This window comes from Bifidobacterium catenulatum subsp. kashiwanohense JCM 15439 = DSM 21854, from assembly GCF_001042615.1.
Taxonomy (GTDB): domain Bacteria; phylum Actinomycetota; class Actinomycetes; order Actinomycetales; family Bifidobacteriaceae; genus Bifidobacterium; species Bifidobacterium catenulatum.
On record NZ_AP012327.1, the window covers coordinates 1,411,485 to 1,431,452 of the forward strand.

Here is a 19,968-nt window from a genome sequence, read left to right on the forward strand (position 1 = left end):
TGCAATACCCTGACAAATGTTAAGGCGTCGCTACTGCCCCTTGGCCCCTCCTCCACTAAAATAGGTGCTGTGACTCAAGGCTTTATTGACAACAGGACCTCGCTGGTCAAGGACGACCTCGTACAGACCATACGCGAAGGTGACCGAATCTCCATCGCGGCGGCTTCGTTCTCGATGTACGCGTACAGGGAGCTGCGCGAACAATTGGAACATGCAGGCGCGTTCCGTTTCATCTATACGTCAAAGACATTCACCGAGGACGCCACCCCCAAGGAACAACGCGAATTCTACATCCCACGCTTGGAACGCGAACAGAGCCTGTATGGCACTCCATTGGAGATCCGCCTGCGCAACGAGCTCACGCAGAAGGCCATCGCCACGGAATGCGCCAACTGGATCCGTCGCAAGAAGGCTCGTTTCATGTCATTCTCTGAAGGGTCAAATATAGCCCAGTTTCTCGGAGTGGAACATGGCGACGAGCACATCGCGTACATGCCGTTCAACGAGTTCACGACCACGCAGTTAGGTGTGAGCCGACACGCAGCCTCCTATCAAGGCGTCGCCAAAGTGGACGGCTCTGCAGCCAAAGGCTTCTTGGACCAGTTCAATAGTGCTTGGGACAGCGGCGACCTGCATGACGTGACCGACAAGGTCATCGACGGCATCGAGCGCATGTACCAAGAAAACCCGCCCGAACTCGTCTACTACATGGCCCTGTACCGTATCTTCAGCGAGTTCCTTGATGACATCTCCGAGGATGTGCTACCGAAGGAAGGCACCGGTTTCCGTGAAAGCCTGATCTGGAACAAGCTGTACGACTTCCAGAAGGACGCGGCCCTCGCAATCATCAACAAGCTCGAAACATACAACGGCTGCATCTTGGCCGATTCGGTCGGTTTGGGCAAGACGTTCACCGCACTGGCCGTGGTCAAGTACTTCGAGGCCCGCAACCGCAACGTGCTTGTTCTGTGCCCGAAGAAGCTCAAGGACAACTGGGTCACGTACCGGTCGAACGCAACGAACAATCCAATCGCCGGCGACCATCTGCGTTACGATGTGCTGTTCCATACGGATCTGAGCCGCACGCGGGGCGATACGATTATGAACATCCCGATTGAACGGATCAACTGGGGCAACTATGATCTCGTCGTCATCGATGAGTCGCACAACTTCCGCAATGGCGCAGACAGCGCCGCCAAGGCCGACGACAAAGAAAACCGATACCAGAAGCTCCTCAACAAGGTCATCCATTCCGGCGTGCCTACAAAGGTGCTTATGCTCTCCGCCACCCCGGTGAACAATCGTTTCCGCGATCTGCAGAACCAGCTCGAATTGGCCTACGGCGACAAAGGCGATGAATGGTCCAGGAAGCTCGGGCTTTCCACCAATATCGATATGGTGTTCCGTAACGCGCAGAAGGCTTACGGTGTCTGGTCGAAACTCGAACCGGAGGAACGCAACACCAAACGTCTGATGGACATGCTCGACTTCGATTTCTTCCGTATCCTCGATCAGGTCACCGTTGCGCGCAGCCGCCGCCACATCCGTAACCATTACGATATGGATGCGATCGGCGGCTTCCCTGAACGTCTCCGCCCGCAGACCATCCGCCCGGCGCTGTCCACGGAAAGCGACTGCGTGTCTTACGACGAGATCTATGACGAGTTGGAAAGGCTCACCCTCGCGTTGTACACCCCGTCCGAGTTCGTGCTCGAATCGCGCATGAGCAAGTACTTCGACGATGACAAAATCGAAGGCCTGACCATCCGGGGCCGGGAGACTGGTGTGCGTAAGCTCATGGCCACGAACCTGCTCAAACGTTTCGAGAGCAGCGTCCACTCGTTCCGCATGACGTTGGATCGTGTGCTCGGCTACATGTCGGATACGGTCGGCACGATCGACTCGTATGAGGAATACCGTGCCAAACATTACGACACCGGCGTGCTTGAGCAAATTGATATTGATCGTTTCGACGACGGATTCGACCTAGACCAGGATGATACGGAGAGTATGGATCCGGACGAGTTCGCTACCAAAGGCAAGACCAGATTCCTGCTGTCCGACATGGATTGGCGCACCTGGCGCGATTGCATTCTTCGCGACATGGATGTTATCCACCGCCTGCTGGACATGGTTGCCGGCATCGACGCAGCGCACGACGCGAAACTGCAGCGTCTGTACCGGACCATCAGCGACAAGCAGAACCAGCCCATCAACCCCGGCAATCGCAAGCTCCTCATCTTCACCGCGTTCGCCGACACCGCCGACTACCTGTACGAACACGTCAGCGAGTATGCCGGCATGCTGGGCCTGAACACCGCGGAGGTGACCGGCACGAATCCGGGACGCTGCACGGTCAGGAAGGTCGGCGGACACATGTCCGACATCCTTGCCTGCTTCTCTCCGGTCTCGAAGGAACGCAACCTGACCGCGCCCCGTCTGAAGGACACGGACATTGACATTCTGATCGCCACAGACTGTATCTCCGAAGGGCAGAATCTGCAGGACTGCGACATGATGGTCAACTACGACATTCATTGGAATCCTGTGCGTATCATCCAGCGTTTCGGCCGCATCGACCGTATCGGCTCGACGAACAAACGTATCCAACTGGTCAACTACTGGCCCGACGTGGATCTCGACAAGTACCTCAGGCTCAAGGACAGGGTCGAGGCACGCATGAAGGTCGCTGTGATGGCTTCCACCGGCGACGATGACTACATCAATCTCGACGAGAAGGGAGATTTGGAGTACAGGGAACGTCAGCTCAGGCAGATGCAGGACGAGACACTTGATCTTGAAGATGTGGACGGCGGCGTCAGCATCACTGATCTTGGTCTCAATGAGTTCCGCATGGATCTAGTCGGCTATCATCGCGACAACCCCGACATAGAACGCACACCTACGGGCATCAACGCTGTGGTCGAGGGCAACGAGCCTGGCATCCTGTTCGTGCTGCGCAACACGAACAAGGACGTGAAGGCCGTGGGCCGCAACCCGATCCACCCCTATTATCTCGTACATGTCGGCGACGACAGAAGGATCCTGCACGGGCATCTGAATGCCAAGGACTGTCTCGACGTGATGCGCAAGCTGTGCAAAGGCAAGGATACATATGATCCGCGCCTATGCCGCGCATACAATCGGTTCACCCATGACGGCAGAGACATGCGCCACGCCTCCGGCCTGCTGCGCGACGCGGTCGGAAGCATCATGGACCAGGACGACATGGATGCCGCGGACGGGTTCTTCACCGGATCCATGGGGAATTTCCTTGACGAGAATGTGAAGGGGCTCGACGATTTCGAACTAGTTTGTTTCCTCGTCATCCGTCCTGCAACGGAAGGTAAGTCATGAGCGGCATCGAATCATGCGGACCTGTGACCGCACTCACGTTGGGACTGCCCAGCACCACCGCGGTCATGCATCCGAGGGGACGGCTCGCCAAAGAACGCTTCTATACGAACACCAAAGTAGGCAAACGCTTACGGCAGCATTTCATCGAGGACATCGACTCAATCACCATGCTCGCCGTAATCCGCGAGCAGGAGACCGGCATACCGACAGGACCGTTCACCAACGAAATCAACGTGATTGGCCTAGAGCAATCCACAGAACATCCGCCGCTGGAGGTCATGGAGCACATCGCCCGCACCCGTGATGAACTGACCCATCACAGGTCGCGTATCCTGTTCGTCTGCGTGAATGGCGGCATGACAAGATTCGCGGTGTTTCGCAACGCGAACGTGGCCGAAGGGCTCATGGAGGGCTCGGTTCATATGGGAGAACCGGTGGAATGCGAATCCGCACTCATTCGTCTGAGTGGAACCAATCTGGACACTGTATGGGAGTCGTTGTGCGCGGAGACCATCCTCAGCTCGTCGGATCCGACGCGCGTCGACCGACGCATCGTGTCCCGCACGCGCATAATGAGACTTATCAAAGAAATAGACCAGCTGGAACGACGCCACGCCAGGACCGTCCAGATAGGCCAGCGGAACAGGCTATGGGACGATCTGCAGGCCAAGCGGCACGAGCTCGAACAGGAACAACAAGGAGAAACACTGTGAGTGACATCGAGAAGATCCACGGCATCACACCGGATTTGACCAGGGAGAACGTGGACAGACTGCTCGCCCTGTTTCCAGACGTGACCACCGAGATTACCGACCCGAAGACCGGCAGAACCGAACGCACGGTGGACTTCGACGCGCTGAAAGAGCGACTTGGTGATGTGGCGGAAGGCAACCGAGAACGCTACCAGTTCACTTGGCCCGGCAAACGCGAGGCGAAACGCCTCGCCCTCGAACCCATCGCCAAGACCCTGCGACCCGTCAAGGAACGCAGCAAGGACTGGGACACCACCAGGAACCTGTACATCGAGGGAGACAACCTCGACGCGTTGAAGCTCCTGCGCGAGAACTACGCCGGCAAAGTCAAGCTCATCTACATCGACCCGCCCTACAACACCGGCCACGATTTCGTCTACGACGACGACTTCTCCCAAACCCATGACGAATTCAATGCCGAAAGCGGAGAATACAACGAGGAAGGAGGCCGCCTGGTCGCCAATCCGGAAAGCAACGGGCGTTTCCATTCCGACTGGTGCTCGATGATCTACCACGCCTCCTGCTTGCACGTGATCTGCTCACCCAGGATGGTGCCATTTTCATCAGCATCGACGACAACGAATCAAAGAATCTGCGTGCAATCTGCGATGAAATATTCGGCGAATCAAATTTCGTGGGTGACGTGATTTGGCAGAAAACATATTCGCCAAGAAACGATTCCAAAGGTATTCCAACTGAGACAGAACATATTTTAATTTATGCAAAGCAAGATGGCTGGACTCCAAAAAGATTAAAACGCACTACAGAAATGGACGATCGCTATGCAAGTTCTGATGGCGATCCAAGACCATGGTCTTCAGGAGATGCGGCAGCTCCTGGTGCCGCAACCCATCAGGGCATGGTCTATGCGATTCAGCATCCTATTACTGGAAGCATGCTTTGCCCTCCGAACGGGCGGCACCGCCCGTTCGGAGGGCAAAGCATGCTGGAAATAATGAATGAATGGGCGGAATATGAGTTCCGTGATATTCATGATGAAGCAAGGCGTGCTGAAATCTGCGGAGTATCCCCTGAAGATGTGCGCAAAGGAGTTAAAGCACTCGTTCTTAAAAATCCATGCGAGGCTACTTTCAAGGCAGCACAGGAAAGATATGACAAAGGTCATTGGCCACGGCTGTACTTTACCAACAAAGGTAAAGGCGGAATGCGTCTTAAACGTTACCTTGATTCCATGGATGGGAAAATGCCAACCAATCTTTGGCCTTATTCTGAAGTGGGCCATACAGATGAGGCGAAAAAACAGCTTAAAACACTTTTTAACGATTCGGCACCTTTTGATTCTCCCAAACCGACGCGTTTGATGAAACGCATGCTTGACATCGCCTCCGATAAGAACTCTCTTGTTCTGGATTTCTTTTCCGGCTCGGCGACCATGGGCGAAGCCGTCATCCAGAAAAATGCCGATGATGAGGGACAGCGTAAATTCATCCTTGTTCAGCTGCCTGAAGAGACAACAGGCCAATACTCGACCCTCACGGACATCGGCGAGGAACGCATCCGCCGTGCCGGCGAGAAAATCAAGTCCGAGATTGAAGCGGAGAATGCGCAACTGACACTCGACGGCACTCCCAAGAAGGTGCCGGACATCGGCTTCCGTGTGCTCCGCGTGGATGATTCGAATTACGAGGACAGGCGCAAGCTCGTCGACGAGTATTCCCAGAAGGACATCGACGACGACGTGGACATCACGAAAATGGACCGTTCCGATCTGGATCTGCTGTTCGAGGCGCTGCCGAAGTTCCAGTTGCCGTACGGCTCGAAGATCGACGTCCTGTCGGGAGGCGAGTTCGACGGCCACACCGTGTACAGCGTAAACGACGGCCAGCTGCTCGCATGCTTCGAGGACAGTATCCCCGAATCGCTGGTCCGCGCGATGGCGGCGTTCAGTCCGCGTCCGTCCTATGTGCTGGTCTCCGAGAACGGTTTTCTGAACAGTGCTGCGCGTACGAACTTCACCGAGATCTTCAAGCAGTCCGCCGACGAGAAGACCGGCGCCACGCAGATCCGCATCATCTGAGGTCACCGATATGCAATTCAAATTCTCGCAATACCAGTACCAGACCGATGCTGCGGACGCGGTATGCGACGTGTTCGACGGCCAGCCGCTGCAGGATGGCGTCTCCTATATCCGCGACACCGGTATCCGTAAGCCCGCATCCCAAGTGCTCAATCCCGCTCAGGACACTTTCGATATCCCCGAGTTGAGGCCGGCGCAGGAGATGCTCGGCCATTTCGACGCGGATGACGACACGGGCTACCGCAACGCGGACCTGCTGCTGGACGGCGAAAGGCTGCTCGCCAACATCAAAAACGTGCAATGCCGGCAGAACCTGACGGAATCCCCGAAGCTGTACACGGATCCGGCCGGTGCCGTCGAACTGGACGTGGAGATGGAAACCGGCACGGGCAAGACTTTCGTATACACGAAGACCATGTTCGAATTGAACCGCAGGTATGGCTGGTCGAAGTTCATCGTCGTGGTCCCGTCCATCGCCATCCGCGAGGGCGTCGCCAAATCGTTGGACATGACAGGCGACTATTTCTACACGTCCGGCCGCGACGGCAACGAGGGCTATGGGAAGAAACTGCACTCCTTCATCTACGACTCGTCGAATCTGAACCGGCTGGACGAATTCGCCCAGTCCTCGGACATCCAGGTGATGGTCATCAACATGCAGGCGTTCAACACGTCCATGAAGGAGAACGGGCGTAGCAGGGACGCGAGAATCATCTTCTCGGAACGTGACGATTTCGGCTCGCGCCGCCCGATCGACGTGATCAGTGCGAGCCATCCGATCATGATCCTGGACGAGCCGCAGAAGATGGGCGGCAAGGCCACGCAGGCGGGCATACGCCTGTTCAAACCATTGTTCACGCTGAACTATTCCGCCACGCACAAGATAAAGCACGACCTCGTGTATGCACTGGACGCGCTGGACGCGTACAACCAGCGTCTGGTCAAGCGCATCGAGGTCAAGGGCTTCGAGCTGAACAACATGCGCGGCACCGACGGCTACCTGTATCTGCAGGACGTCATCGTCAGCAAAAACAGGGCGCCGCAGGCCCGTATCGAATACAAGAAGCTGTCCTCGGCCGGTAAGGTCGTGACCACGTCCGGACTGTTCGACGAGGGCGACGATGTCTACACCGCGTCCGGCGGGCTAGAGGCGTACCGCGACGGCTGGCGCATCGCTCCGGACGGCATCGTGCCCGACGGCCTGGAGCCGGGCCGGACCGGCTACGTGCGGTTCATGAATGGCGAGACGCTCGGCAAGGGCCGTATCATGAACGACGGATCCGAGGCAGACATGCGCCGCGTGCAGATCCGCGAGACCATCCTCTCCCACCTGCACAAGGAGGAGCACCTGTGGGCGCGAGGCATCAAATGCCTGAGCCTGTTCTTCATCGACGAGGTCGCGAAATACCGACAGTACGACGATGACGGCGAGCCGTTGAACGGCGAGTACGCGAACATGTTCGAGCAGGAGTACGACCGTTGCGTGCATGATTTCGTCGAGAACCGTCTCGACGACGGGTCCAGCTATCTCGACTGGCTACGCACCACACACGGCCGTTACGTGCACAAGGGATATTTCAGCATCGACAAGCACGGTCATTCCATCGACTCGAAAGTCAAACGCGGGTCGGAAGACAGCGACGACATCAGCGCATACGACCTGATTCTGAAAAACAAGGAACGACTGTTGAGCTTCGACGAGCCCACGAGGTTCATCTTCAGCCATTCCGCGCTGCGCGAGGGATGGGACAACCCGAACGTGTTCCAGATCTGCACGTTGAAGCATTCGGACAACGAGGTCGGCAAACGCCAGGAGGTCGGACGCGGCCTACGCCTGTGCGTGAACCGCGAGGGCGTGCGTCAGGATCGTAACCTGCTCAGCGACGCGGACTTCCTTGACGTGAACCTGTTGACCGTTATCGCGTCGGAAAGCTACGAAAGGTTCGCCGAAAGCCTGCAGAAGGACATCGAGACCGACCTGCGAGAGCGGCCAATCGTCATCAACGATGCGTTCTTCGCCAAGACATGCGTTCCGGCCGACAAGCTCGGTCCGGAGTATGCGGGCTTGGGAGACGTGTCGTTCAGCAAGGACGAGGCGCGTGACATCGTGTACGCGCTGACCGTGGACCGGCTCATCGACCGCGACGGCAAGCTGACCGGCAAGTACAAGGAAGAGCGTTTCGGCAAGGATACGGTGGAACTTCTGCCAGAACCCTTGCGAAAGAAGGTCCCGGCAATCCGTCTCGTGCTGGACAGCGTGGTGGAAGGCACCACCAAGGTGCTGATCGGCAACGCATTGAAGCGTAAGGTACATGGCAATCCGCTCAATGCCAACTGGCAGAAGAAGGAGTTCCAGGAGCTCTGGAGGCGCATCAACCACAAGTATGCGTATACCGTCAGCTTCGACGACGACGAACTCGTCAAAAACGCAGTCAAGGCAATTGACGAGCGTCTGGTCGTATCGAAACTGTCCTACACGGTCACGCGCGGCATCCAGAAGGAGAACGCTTCACGCAACGAGCTCGCGGACCGCACCCACTTCCACAGGAACGACTCCCATACCGACGACTTGGATGTCGACGCATCCAACGGCGTAAAATATGATCTGCTTGGCGAGATCGCGCAGGCTGCGACCATCACGCGTCGTTGTGCGGCACGCATCCTCAAGAGCATTCGGCCGGACCGGTTCCTCATGTTCAGAGACAATCCAGAGCAGTTCATCGCGAGGGTCGGCCGTCTGATTGTTCAGGAGAAGGCGAACATGGTCGTTGACCATATCTGCTACGACCGGATCGAAGGCGGATACGATTCGAGCATCTTCACCAAGGGCGGCAACAATCGTGATGAGGCCGAAGGCTATCAGGCGTCTAAGTGCGTGCAGGACTGGGTGTTCCCCGATGGCAGGATCGAAAGCGATTTCGCCAAGGACCTCGATAACGCGGCGGAAGTCGCGGTGTATGCGAAACTGCCGCGTGGATTCCAGATTCCGACCCCGGTCGGCAACTACGCCCCTGACTGGGCCGTGGCCTTCCGCGACGACAGCGGTCTCAAGCACCTGTTCTTCGTCGCCGAAACCAAGGGCAGCCTGGAATCATTCGACCTGCGTGGAATTGAGAACAGCAAGATAGCCTGCGCGAAACGACTGTTCAACCAACTCGATCTCGCAGATGGAACCCGTTACGAGCAGGCCACCACCTATCAGACCCTGCTTGACGAAGTGAAAGCATTGCAATAACGAGAAGAATTAGCTGGCAGACCTTCAATTATCAATGACTACCAATCAAGTGACGTTTAACGTAGCCAGACGCATCCCAAGGGAATAATGCAATGGACATATGGGGAATAGCGGTACCATCAGTAATCAGTGTTGTCAACATTTTCGTGACGATTCACGTTGCGCGCATGACAAAACAAACGCAAAAATTACTCTCTTCAAACGAGAAAGAAATCCAACAAATTGATTCGAACCTTGAGCATTTGCGAGAAGATCTCGTACGATTCTATTCTGCATTTAGCACCAGTCCTAAAGAAACCATGGCAGATGTTCTTGTCGCTTATGAGATTCTGATGGCGAATCCCCTAACCACTGATGAACTGAGAAAAGCCGCATATAAAGTACGAGAATTTACCACGGTAGAGGCTATGAGCATGTTCGGGATTCCCATCAAAAAAGATGCTGCAATTGAACCAGAAGATACCTATCAATCTTCGATAGATGAATTAGGCAAGGCTTACCGCCAAATAGTGGAAGAACAGAATCAGAAAAGGGCAAACTTGTTAAACGACAAGTCAAGGAGAAAATTATTCAGAAGGATAGCAGACTCTTCGAAATAATTTTTTATACTTATTTTGCCCCAGATGGATATATACACGAATTTCGCGATGGCCGACACCGCCCAGCTCGCAAAAGAAGGCAAACTCGCCGAATTCGTAGACAAGGCGTTCGAAGAATAGCGATCTCTTCAGCCAGCTACAACGATGATGGGACTGGGTTGCCGGCAGATTATTTATCCGTCAGCAACCCAGTCCCCCGCTTCTCAGTTGTCTATCTCAATCGCATGGATCGTGACTTCGCCATCTTCCGAAGGTTCGGCTTGTCTGAATTCCGGGCGGAGTTCCATGCCGGCCTGGTCGAACTCACCGTTCAAGTTGCGTACCAGCGTATCGGCCAATCGGCCACCCATGGGTTTGAACGTCGCATAGGTTATCACCCCGGAAATAGCACCGCCGACAATGGGCACAACCTTGGTAACGGCCTTCCCGACCGATTCCTTCACCACCTGTTTGCCGACCAGTGCACCGATTTTCTTGAGCAGTGGATACCAGGTCGTTTTCATCAGAGCCTGCTGAGCGACCTTCTTGCCCATATTCTTGCCGACTTCCCTGGCGACTTTTCCTATCAGCATCGCCGCACCCGACGCGCCGAACATTACGCCCAAATAGACGAGAATGCGCACTTTAGCATCTTCGCTCAGCTCCGACTCGTCGGACAACAGATCATCCTCACCAAAAAGATAGGCGATTTTCTGCGCCAGATTGATCGCGAAACCAAAGTATTGGGCCACATCGGCACCTCCGGCAGCAACGGCGGCAGGTCCGCCGGGGATTCCTGCCACAAAAGCGGCAAGAGTGGTCTGATTCGTCGACTTCTTGATCACCCCATCCGCCTTTTTCCGCAACGACTCCACCGTATATACATGTTGCGGGCCATGCTCCAGAATCTCATCGAGATATTCCGAATCGGCGAATTGCTGCCGCAGAAACGCTTCCCTATCAACCCTAATAACCGGAAGCTTCGCAACGCTTCCGATCATATTTATCGCCACATCGTAAAGCTCTTCGTCGGTTTTCTTGGCCATGTTCTCTTCATTCTGATAAGACGCATTGCGCTTAACGCCCATGGTATTCGCTCCTTTGTTTGCTCGATGGATAACATGCGGACGATCCGCATTCACCATGAGCCATGTTTTCTTCGCGAGCGCGACGGGGCTCCGGAGATACTGCCTGCACTCAAGTCAGCAAATCAGTCAAGGCATGCTTGCGCATGTGCGCGCGCTCAGTATCTTGATTACTACTTCGTCATTCGTGTGGCATGTTCAATCGCCAAGGAAATCAACGATGCTCCTCCTAAAACTCTTTGTCAGTAAAACACACAACAAGGTATGGGATCAGGAAATAATCAAACTACAATCGCGTCATCAGAAACCGAATCCCGTCGCAATCCCATCATAAGCAGGTAATGTCCGAAAACCATAACCGTAATGAAAAAGATTCTTCCAACACCATGAGTCGACAGAATACAGAGCATCGCTTCTTCAACCGGTTTTCAGCAAGCTCGTAAGTTCGCAGGCTGTGAGGAAGATCCAGGAGACAAGGAAGTTTTCAAATGGAAACGATTGAAAAAACGTTCTATCGTCGTGTGACGTTGAGTTTCATGCTAAATTATTCAGTCAATTGCGATGGAAACCTTCGGGCGACACCTAGGAGGAGTCGATGCGTCGACTCCTCCTTTTAATATCTTCCAGCCCATCGGTTTTCCAGTCGTCAATCTCAATCGCGTGAATCGTAACGACTCCGCCATCTTCCGAGGACTCGGTTTTTCTGAATTCCGGGCGGAGCTCCATGTCGGTCTCGTCGAATTCACCGTTCAAATTACGTATCAGTGCTGGTGTATAGTCCTGTGTATCAGCGCCCACCCAAGGCTACGTTTACGTCCTGAAATGCGGTGGGCCTCTTTATCTATCTGCTACTACGAGCAGTAACAGCAGCCTCCAGGCCTCTTAACAATGCTCAATCCGGAGGCTCTTTTTGCTCATCAACCAGTATGCAACAAGGCATGCAGTCATCCCGCACAGCTACTGCCCCACCTCTTCAGCGATCAGCCCAAGTTCGCCAAGCATATCGTTGGGAATGATGCTCGCATCAACGGCATCATCTGGCAGTAACCCGTATTCCTGAGCCTCCGCACGAAGCAAATCACTACGAACGCCCTGAAACAACTTGTAGTCAGGCTCGTGTGAACACAACCCAGCAAAAACTGGAATGTCATATTCAGAACCTTTCCCCTCAGATCCGCGGCACATCAAAAGGGTCCTTCCCCGTAAGCTGTACCTGTGCTTGTTGTTCCACATATGGTTGCAGAACCGCCAATACCTGCGGTATTTCATGAGTTACGGCATAATATAGGCGGTCAAAATCAAGCCCGTCATAATCATAGGCAATCCAATCGCGCATGCCGCTCACACCACGCCATGGAACACCGGACTCTGACTCGCGGAATTCTTTCGAAAGCTTCTTGACATGCTCCCCCGCTCTGGCAATCGCCATAGCCACGGCATTCTGCTTCTCATCATTCTCAGCGAATTCCTCAGAGCTCAGCTCTCCTAGGAATCGTTGCGCATCATGAAGCGCGCGAACTATCGCGACGATATGCAGGACGTCTTTTTCAGTCGTTTTCATAAGCACACCTCAGATAATGCGGAACATCGGTTTGGAGGTTATGGAATTGACGAATATCACCCGTTGCATCTCAGCAAACCTATCTTGCAATTCAGTGGTGATGTATCGCTTTTTCACCAAGTCGATCTCCCGACCAAAAGTCGATGCGAGTTCATCGCGCAAAGCCCACTCATCAATCATTGGATTAGCCGTGTCATCAAACTGGTAGATGAAATCGATATCTGAATCCGCACGTCCCTCGCCGCGAGCCATGGAACCGAACAGGTACAATTCATTGACATGATGCCTCAGCGCGATAGGACGAGCAATGTCCGCTATCTGCTGCGGTGTAGTGGCCCGCGAAATCGCATCAAGCGCATTTTTATAACGCTGAATAAAAGCCTGCGTTGGATTTCCTCTCACCGCACGCGACAGAACAGGATCAGTCACGCCCATGGATTCAGCCACACTTTTCTGCGAGAAACCCAATCGCTTGCGTTTTTCATTAAGCTCGTGCATTACTTCCATACCAACATATTAGCTTACAAGCTAATTACAGCGCAAACCTTTTGAACGGAACGTCGAATGCCATATCTAAGAAATTAGTCCGCTCCTTCGCATATCTCCGCAAGCTTTCGGCTGAAGTCCAGTTTCCCTTGGCATGCGCAGTCTGCAGAATGCGTATGTGTTCTCGACGGGTGGCCTTATCCGTGATATTCAAATCCTCCAGTTTGCTCACCACGGTATTCATATCAAGTCCCATGCATAGCGGATGATCGAGAACCACGGATCTCAAATCGTCCGTATGCACCACGAATTCGCGGCCGGAATGCGTCTTCACCTTGAATTTGGTGCGGTTCGAAAAGCAGTCGATGGAAATGAAGGCCAATACTGCGAGACATCCTCGAACGGTATTTCGGACTCGGCAACATCGACACCGCGCTGCAATACGAAATCGAACGCATGCACGACGGCCTACCGTGCAATCCCGGCTTGAGCACATACCAGTTCGACATCGACGACCAGGCCCGGCGCAAACGCGCCGGCAACGACTCGGAAAAGGGAAACGACGTCTTCGGAGACGACGAAAACCTCTCTTTCGGGGAGAGCCGCCCTCCCCGCCGAGCGCAACTTCCCGCAGGATGGCTGAATATCCTGGAAGCCGCCTACGAGCATCAGGACGACACGCAGGCTCTGCTACGGCTCGCCATGTACGCGATCCTTTCGGACATCCCGCCCGCGGACCGGTACCTTCCCATGGCAAAGGCGCTTGCCGCCGACGACTGGCCGAATGTCCTCACGCGTATCACGGAACTGTTCGGCCAATACGGTGACAGGCTGTTCTCGCTTGCGCGCAACCGCATGATGGAACGGCTGATCATCCAGGAACAGCTGAGCGAACAGGCATGGCAATACCTGCATGCGCGTACGGACATCGACAATTCCGATGCGGTGTTCTTCGGCACACGGGAGCCGCAATGGCAATTCATGTTCGACGAATTGGCGCAGGTCGCCATGCGCACGCGCGCGGCGGACATCACGGCAGAACTCGTGCGACCGCTGCAGGATCCGGATACCGAACCATTGAAAACCGACACCGCCGAAAACCGCATCGTCATCGCGAGCATCATCAAACGCTGCATCGATTCCGGTGCGAAGGATCTGGCGGAACGGCAACGAGACAGGCTTCGTCTTATGTACCCGAAACGCCGCATGTTACAGCGGATGCTCGATGCGGTCATGGCCGATGACTTCAACCAGTACGATCTGCAGTGGCAACACGAAGAGTGAATCCCGATGGGCCGTCCCAAACATCGACCGCCGACACGAATCCAAAGTGGTACTGGCCATTGCGGGATCTTGAAAACGGCCACTTCGCTTGTTTGAGGCATACGAACGCCGAAACACGAAGTATGGGCGTTGGAATTCCAACGCCCATACTCGCCATAATCGGCAAACGGTGCCACAAACAAGCCAACAAGCATTTTGGGGAGGGCTATTCGTGCGATGTTGCGCTCTATCATTGATAAAAGCATCCAGCAACCGCATATAGTAAGGAATCGCATGCGTTATTTCACTTCGGACACGCATTTCGGCCATCCACTGGTCACCGCGCTGCGCGGGTTCCTGAACAATGGCAGGCTACGTGCTGAGTACCTCGACATCTGGCAGACGCAGACCCGCGCCGCCGCACACGCGTGGATCAAACAATATGTGCACGACAATCAGACATCGTTCAAAGCGATCTGCGACATCGCACGTCATGAGAACACCATCATCGACAATATCAACGAGATCGTCGGACACGACGACGAACTGTGGATTCTCGGCGATCTCTCCTACCGTTGCACCGTCGAGCACACGCTTGAATGTCTACGCCGAATCAACTGCCAACATCTGCATCTGATCATCGGCAACCATGACCGCAACTTCCGCCTCCGGTTCAATGACATGCTATACGAAAACGTGTTCGAGACCATCGATGACTACTGCGAAATCGACATGGAACTTCCCGTTCTCGATGAATCCGGCAAAATAACGGTGGCGACCACGCAGCAAAGCATCGCCATGAGCCACTTCCCCAGACTCTCGGCATTGGCCGAAGAGCACAGCGACTGGCCGAACAACTGGAACGAGTTCGCCGATATGGCGCCTACCACCGAAGGCTGGCTGCTCTACGGCCATACGCATCAGGACGTTCCCGACGGCACCGATCCGCGAAGTGTGAACGTGGGGCTCGACGCATGGGATTTCAAGCCCGTCAGCGAACAGCAGATCCTCGCCTGGCTTGCATCCCGGTGCGCCGACCAATCAAAGTGAATTCCACCCTGAGCATGGATCCAGGCTGTAGAATGCCGGGTCGCTGGTATTTGTCGACTCCGGCACTCCAGGTTTGAAGCCATTCGAGTTTGGGACACTGTCGGCATGTTCCCGGATCAACATTGCCGATGATGGCGGTGACTCGAGCTTTGAGTTCTTCGAGGATGATGGCCGTCCATGCCATGTTGCCACGCTGCGCCGGATCGCCTACGAATTCTTGCGGTACGCTTTTGGCTGCACGCATGAACTGCGCTTGTTCGGATGGCGTCAACGGCAGGCAATTGACGATAAGTTTGCGATTATTCTCGATTCCCACCCGTCCCGCCTTAGGATAGACATGAGATAAGCCTTTCGCATGTGAGTGGCGAATAGATTCAGCCGAGTCTGACTTGGCCCCGGCTGAATCACATGTATGCGTCCGTCTGTTCAGGCAAGGGACTCGTACGCTTGCGCATCGACCGGTTCAAGCCATTCGTTGCTCATCGCGCCAGGGTCTCCTGCCGGAACCATGAACGCACGGCATGAGATTCGAATTCCACCCGCAGCACCACTGACGGCATCATGCGCAACAAGTATGATCAGGCGCAAGACCAAGACATGCCCATCGTCGAACGTGTGCTTGAAGTAGCCGAACATCACGGAGTGCCCATGGCTCAGGTTGCGCTTGCATGGCACTGGGCCAAGGGCGTGACCGTACCTATCTCGTGGGCTGTTCGCAGCCAGAACGCGTGGATGATGCCATCGCCGCGCTAGGCGTGCAGCTTACGGAAGATGACATAGCCCACATCGAGGAGCCGTATACCGCGCATGAGCTAGTCGGTCCGCTTTCTCGCCCAGGAGAGAAGGCCTTGGCCGACACTTTGGCTCCCACGCTCAAGGAAACCACTCGAAACTAGCTTCTCTTGACTCTGCGGGGTGGTATCCGCCCTTACGTATGGCAGATTTCACCCCGCGTCCCCATGCATCTCGCCTATATATGGCAGGTCTTATAGATAAAAAGCGGGTTAGAGGGTACGAAACATACCCTCTAACTCGCTTTTGCTCCTATGTATAAGGCAGATAGCATCGGACAGCCTCGTGAATCTGCCCTATATACATATATAGCTGAGTTAGAGGTCGAGGCTCTCCACCCAAGAGGAGACTTCACCGGCCGAGCCGTTGCCCTTCCTGCCAATCACCGGTGCCGATCATGGTCGCCAAGTCATTACCGCTGCTGCCCAGCGGTAATGACGAAGAAGCGGCAAATAGAATGACTTTCTTGCCGATGAAGTCATGGTCGGTCACAAAGTGATTGGCCGGCCATGCGGCTCCGCCCCACCAAATCGGATAGCCAATGAACTCAGCGATTCAATCACTCACCTTTCACGGTGATGGGCAGGAACGTTCAGCAGCGCCCCTCGTACAGGAAGAAGGAAAGCGAACCGTCTTCCAAACCACCTTGAGTAAAGGAATCCCTGCGTATGGTACGTTCCGCTTTACGCGTCAAACCACGGTAATCATAAAAACCGTAATCGCAGGTAGTGTCAGTGAAGAGGAAATACTCGTTCATTCCAGCATCACGAAACACGTCAAGCATGTGATTGAACAGCTTACGGCCGACACCCATGCCCCGCGCTTCCGGAGAAACCGCGAACAGCGTTACCTCAGCCTGATAGCTTTTGCCGGCATCTCGCTTCAACACTTCATCGACCTTCAAAATCGCAATCTGATCGGCAAGTCCTCGACGACCATCCTTGCTTGCCAACAAGGGCAACGCCAAGCAATTTCGCGTAATAGCATGACGTATCCTCTGCGCTGTGGTAACACGGGACCTCAACGATCCCAATACCACGCCAAGCACCCGACCATCACGTTCAGCGACCGTAGCCTCGGTGGTGCGAGAAAGAAAATCATGCATGTCAATTGCCGCAAGTCGGTGCATATTGCGCAGACGAATCGCCTTGCGTAGCTTGTACTCACGCAACTCGCGCTCATCGTTCGGAACATTCCCGTTATTATCCGACTCATCATCCGCATACCAAGCCTGTCGAACAAGCTCTTCAAGCGCAGGAAAATCCGTGCGACGCATCGTCCGAAGCATAATCGTTTCTGAAGTCATGCTCCCCCATCCTAGCCGCAGCCATGCCAAAGCTCCGTTCATGGATGGCATAATGCACATAGTATTGCAATAGCAGGAATGCGCAGGATTTGTTGGCATTGGCGTGCGACGCTTGGGAGTCTAGGGGCCACGTGCTTAGGATGAGACAGGATTGCGTGCGACACGCAATGAATGAGAGGTTCATCATGGCAACGTTGATTAGACGAATCACAGGCACTCTATGCTTAGTACTCGCCGTGGCATGCGCATGTTACGCTTTCGCCGTGCGCAATACGCATTCCGGCACGAGTTTCTGGATTGTTTGGCTCGCGTTCGCAGTTTTGTTCGCGATACTCGGATTCGGTCTGCTCTTCCGGTGGTGGACGATATTGCCAAGACTGGTCAGAGGCATATTGATTGCGGTCGCGTGTATTGGTCTGGTCGTGTTCGGCACAGTGGAAAGTTGTATCGTCAGTAAAATGCATGCGCAGGGCAAACCGGATCTTGATTATGTGGTGGTGCTCGGCGCCCAGGTGCGTAAGTCCGGCCCAAGCCTTGTGCTTCGCTACCGTCTCGACAAGGCCATCGAATATTTAGATGAGAATCCGAATACCATCTGCATCGTTTCCGGCGGAAAAGGACCGAATGAACCGTTCCCCGAAGCCCAAGGCATGGCTGACTATCTTAAGGAACATGGTATTGCCGAACAGCGCATTCTTGAGGAGCCGGATTCAAAAACCACTGAGGAAAACATCGTCAACAGCAAGAAGATGATCAACGACGATAATGCTTCCATAGGCGTGATCACCAATAATTTCCACATGTTCCGCGCGTTGCAGATTGCCGACAAATATGGTTTGGACAACGCCCAAGGCATTGCGGCTGGCTCTCCCCCGAACATGCTCGTCAACAATATGGTTCGCGAGTTTTTCGCCGAAATCAAATTCCTGCTGTAACTCATGTTTCGGCAATCTCTGTCTTGCCCTGTTTAAGGATGCCGAAACCGAATACGAAATAAATTGAGGGGTGGGATCCATATGGATTTCACCCCTCAACGCTTTAGAAAGATGACTCTCGCGAGTCAGGCATTAAGAGAAGCTCACTCTTCGGAAGCGAGTTCGTCAGCCACCGCGGCGGCTGCGGAAGCAGCTTCAACGCTCTCGACTTCTTCATCTTCAGCGGCTTCGCCGAGGAAGGCGCTCAGGTCCAAGGTTTCGCCCTCGGACTTGAAGGTCACGGCACGCATGCCGGCAAGCAGACCCTTGGAACGGCCGACTTCCTGCACTGCGGAGCCGAGCTGGCCGTTGCGCATGATGGCCTGGATGAAGGCGTTCGGATCCATGCCGTACTGCTGGGCGATGGAAGCGAGGAAGTTGAACACGTCGGCCTGGGAGACCTTGATGTCCAGCTTCTCGGCGAGCACGTCGAGCACCATCTGGTCGCGCAGTTCCTTCTCAACGGTTTCTTCGGCTTCTGCCTTCTGCTCCTTGGTGGCTTTGGCCGGATCAGCGGTCACACCCTTGAGCTGCTGCTCAACCATTTCAGCCTTGACGCCCTTCGGCACCGGAATCTCCAGACCTTCTTCGAGCTTGGCGATGAAAGCGTCGCGGGCTGCGGTGGCTTGACGGCCTTCGGCATCCTGGGAAGCGGCCTTCTTGAGGTCTTCCTTCAGCTCGTCGAGGGTGTCGAACTCGGAAGCTTCGGAAGCGAAGTCATCGTCGAGTTCCGGCAGCTCTTCAGCCTTGACGGAGTTGACCTTGACCTTGACCTGGGCCTTTTCGCCCTCGTGCTCGCCAGCTTCCAGCGTGCCTTCGAAGGTGGTCTCTTCACCGGAGGACAGGCCTTCGAGGGCCTCATCCAGACCGTCAAGCATGGTTTCGGAGCCGAGCTCGTAGCTCACGCCTTCCTGGGAGTCGACCACTTCACCGTCGATTTCGGCGGTCAGGTCGATGTTGGCGTAGTCGCCCTTGGCGGCCGGGCGGTCCACACCCACGAGGGTGCCGAAACGCTGACGCAGGGCTTCCAGACGGTTGTTGATGTCTTCGTCGGTGATTTCAGCCTTGGCGACCTCGATCTCCATACCGTCGATTGCCGGCAGTTCGATGTCCGGACGGCGCTCAACGGTGGCCACGAACTTCAGCTTGGTCTCGTCCTTAGCGGATTCCGGCACTTCCTGAACGTCGATGTCCGGCTGGGCCATCGGGTGGATGCCCTTTTCTTCGAGAGCCTTGGAGTACAGCTCCGGCACGCCGTTGTTCACGGCTTCGCCAGCAACAGCACCGAAACCGATGCGCTGGTCGATGATCTTGCCGGGCACGTGGCCCTTACGGAAGCCAGGCACGTTCACCTGCTTGGCGATTTCCTTGCGAGCATTGTCGAGATACGGGTTGAACTCTTCCGGATCAACGGTGATGGTGAGCTTCACCTTGGTCGGCTCAAGATTCCTGACGCTGATTTTCACGCTTGCGCTCCTGAAAAATACGGTT

General features: G+C 54.9%; 21 protein-coding genes. 11 read left to right on the forward strand and 10 right to left on the reverse strand.

The window, feature by feature from the left end; all coding sequences use genetic code 11:
- Positions 1-69 precede the first annotated feature (69 nt).
- The 6 genes from BBKW_RS06170 (at position 70) to BBKW_RS06190 (ending at position 9,981) form a co-directional block, all read left to right on the forward strand.
- Positions 70-3,357 carry a helicase-related protein gene (locus tag BBKW_RS06170; RefSeq protein WP_033501007.1) on the forward strand — a complete coding sequence of 1,096 codons (3,288 nt, stop codon included), beginning with the start codon at positions 70-72 and terminating at the stop codon, positions 3,355-3,357.
- A complete protein-coding gene (locus tag BBKW_RS06175; protein WP_033501006.1) occupies positions 3,354-4,070 on the forward strand; it encodes a DUF4391 domain-containing protein in 717 nt (238 codons plus the stop codon). Before BBKW_RS06170 ends, BBKW_RS06175 begins: the two co-directional genes overlap by 4 nt.
- Complete coding sequence (locus BBKW_RS10965) at positions 4,067-4,756, forward strand: hypothetical protein (RefSeq protein ID WP_051920312.1); 690 nt, start codon at positions 4,067-4,069, stop codon at positions 4,754-4,756. The genes BBKW_RS06175 and BBKW_RS10965 overlap by 4 nt, the downstream gene beginning before the upstream one ends.
- Positions 4,678-6,147 carry a site-specific DNA-methyltransferase gene (locus BBKW_RS09965; protein WP_231858532.1) on the forward strand — a complete coding sequence of 490 codons (1,470 nt, stop codon included), beginning with the start codon at positions 4,678-4,680 and terminating at the stop codon, positions 6,145-6,147. The genes BBKW_RS10965 and BBKW_RS09965 overlap by 79 nt, the downstream gene beginning before the upstream one ends.
- Before the next feature lie 10 nt (positions 6,148-6,157).
- Positions 6,158-9,382 (forward strand): restriction endonuclease, encoded by a 3,225-nt coding sequence (locus BBKW_RS06185; RefSeq protein ID WP_033501005.1) that lies wholly within the window; start codon positions 6,158-6,160, stop codon positions 9,380-9,382.
- 167 nt (positions 9,383-9,549) lie between these two features.
- Positions 9,550-9,981 carry a hypothetical protein gene (locus BBKW_RS06190; RefSeq protein WP_143247764.1) on the forward strand — a complete coding sequence of 144 codons (432 nt, stop codon included), beginning with the start codon at positions 9,550-9,552 and terminating at the stop codon, positions 9,979-9,981.
- Between the two features lie 203 nt (positions 9,982-10,184).
- On the opposite strand, the gene BBKW_RS06195 is transcribed toward BBKW_RS06190, so the two are convergent.
- The 6 genes from BBKW_RS06195 to BBKW_RS06220 form a co-directional block, all read right to left on the reverse strand.
- On the reverse strand, positions 10,185-11,048 hold the full coding sequence (locus BBKW_RS06195) for a hypothetical protein (protein ID WP_231858455.1): 864 nt from the start codon (positions 11,046-11,048) through the stop codon (positions 10,185-10,187).
- A 579-nt stretch (positions 11,049-11,627) separates the two neighbouring features.
- The gene (locus tag BBKW_RS06200; RefSeq protein WP_231858456.1) at positions 11,628-11,798 is read right to left on the reverse strand and encodes a hypothetical protein; all 171 of its coding nucleotides are present in this window, start codon (positions 11,796-11,798) and stop codon (positions 11,628-11,630) included.
- Positions 11,799-12,002: 204 nt separating this feature from the next.
- A complete protein-coding gene (locus BBKW_RS09880) occupies positions 12,003-12,230 on the reverse strand; it encodes a hypothetical protein (protein ID WP_052118770.1) in 228 nt (75 codons plus the stop codon).
- Positions 12,214-12,606, reverse strand: a complete 393-nt coding sequence (locus tag BBKW_RS10195; RefSeq protein ID WP_048349522.1) for a HepT-like ribonuclease domain-containing protein — start codon at positions 12,604-12,606, stop codon at positions 12,214-12,216. The genes BBKW_RS09880 and BBKW_RS10195 overlap by 17 nt, the downstream gene beginning before the upstream one ends.
- Positions 12,607-12,615: 9 nt before the next feature.
- Positions 12,616-13,113 carry a nucleotidyltransferase domain-containing protein gene (locus BBKW_RS06215; protein WP_081291828.1) on the reverse strand — a complete coding sequence of 166 codons (498 nt, stop codon included), beginning with the start codon at positions 13,111-13,113 and terminating at the stop codon, positions 12,616-12,618.
- Between the two features lie 25 nt (positions 13,114-13,138).
- Positions 13,139-13,474, reverse strand: a complete 336-nt coding sequence (locus BBKW_RS06220) for a hypothetical protein (RefSeq protein ID WP_033501002.1) — start codon at positions 13,472-13,474, stop codon at positions 13,139-13,141.
- A 104-nt stretch (positions 13,475-13,578) separates the two neighbouring features.
- Here BBKW_RS06220 and BBKW_RS06225 point away from each other — a divergent pair, with 104 nt between their 5' ends.
- Both BBKW_RS06225 and BBKW_RS06230 read left to right on the forward strand, forming a co-directional pair.
- A complete protein-coding gene (locus tag BBKW_RS06225; RefSeq protein WP_128832390.1) occupies positions 13,579-14,376 on the forward strand; it encodes a hypothetical protein in 798 nt (265 codons plus the stop codon).
- 273 nt (positions 14,377-14,649) lie between these two features.
- Positions 14,650-15,405 (forward strand): hypothetical protein, encoded by a 756-nt coding sequence (locus tag BBKW_RS06230; protein WP_048349523.1) that lies wholly within the window; start codon positions 14,650-14,652, stop codon positions 15,403-15,405.
- On the opposite strand, the gene BBKW_RS10530 is transcribed toward BBKW_RS06230, so the two are convergent.
- Positions 15,347-15,721: a Rossmann-fold NAD(P)-binding domain-containing protein gene (locus tag BBKW_RS10530; RefSeq protein WP_033501000.1), complete on the reverse strand. Its 375-nt coding sequence runs from the start codon at positions 15,719-15,721 to the stop codon at positions 15,347-15,349. The two genes, BBKW_RS06230 and BBKW_RS10530, sit on opposite strands and share 59 nt — an antisense overlap.
- A gap of 245 nt (positions 15,722-15,966) precedes the next feature.
- Between BBKW_RS10530 and BBKW_RS10975 the strand changes: the two genes are divergently transcribed.
- Entirely contained in the window at positions 15,967-16,158 is a 192-nt protein-coding gene (locus BBKW_RS10975) for a hypothetical protein (protein WP_278669314.1), read from the forward strand.
- On the forward strand, positions 16,074-16,301 hold the full coding sequence (locus BBKW_RS10980; protein ID WP_284699252.1) for a hypothetical protein: 228 nt from the start codon (positions 16,074-16,076) through the stop codon (positions 16,299-16,301). The genes BBKW_RS10975 and BBKW_RS10980 overlap by 85 nt, the downstream gene beginning before the upstream one ends.
- Before the next feature lie 247 nt (positions 16,302-16,548).
- Here BBKW_RS10980 and BBKW_RS10205 read toward each other — a convergent pair whose 3' ends face one another.
- The gene (locus BBKW_RS10205; RefSeq protein ID WP_231858458.1) at positions 16,549-16,689 is read right to left on the reverse strand and encodes a hypothetical protein; all 141 of its coding nucleotides are present in this window, start codon (positions 16,687-16,689) and stop codon (positions 16,549-16,551) included.
- A gap of 100 nt (positions 16,690-16,789) precedes the next feature.
- Positions 16,790-17,503, reverse strand: coding sequence for a GNAT family N-acetyltransferase (locus BBKW_RS06245; protein ID WP_033500999.1), 714 nt, complete (start codon positions 17,501-17,503; stop codon positions 16,790-16,792).
- 185 nt (positions 17,504-17,688) lie between these two features.
- On the opposite strand from BBKW_RS06245, the gene BBKW_RS06250 reads away from it, so the two are divergent.
- Positions 17,689-18,438: a YdcF family protein gene (locus tag BBKW_RS06250; RefSeq protein WP_033501097.1), complete on the forward strand. Its 750-nt coding sequence runs from the start codon at positions 17,689-17,691 to the stop codon at positions 18,436-18,438.
- Between the two features lie 143 nt (positions 18,439-18,581).
- Here BBKW_RS06250 and tig read toward each other — a convergent pair whose 3' ends face one another.
- Positions 18,582-19,943 carry a trigger factor gene (gene tig / locus BBKW_RS06255; RefSeq protein WP_033500998.1) on the reverse strand — a complete coding sequence of 454 codons (1,362 nt, stop codon included), beginning with the start codon at positions 19,941-19,943 and terminating at the stop codon, positions 18,582-18,584.
- Positions 19,944-19,968 lie beyond the last annotated feature (25 nt).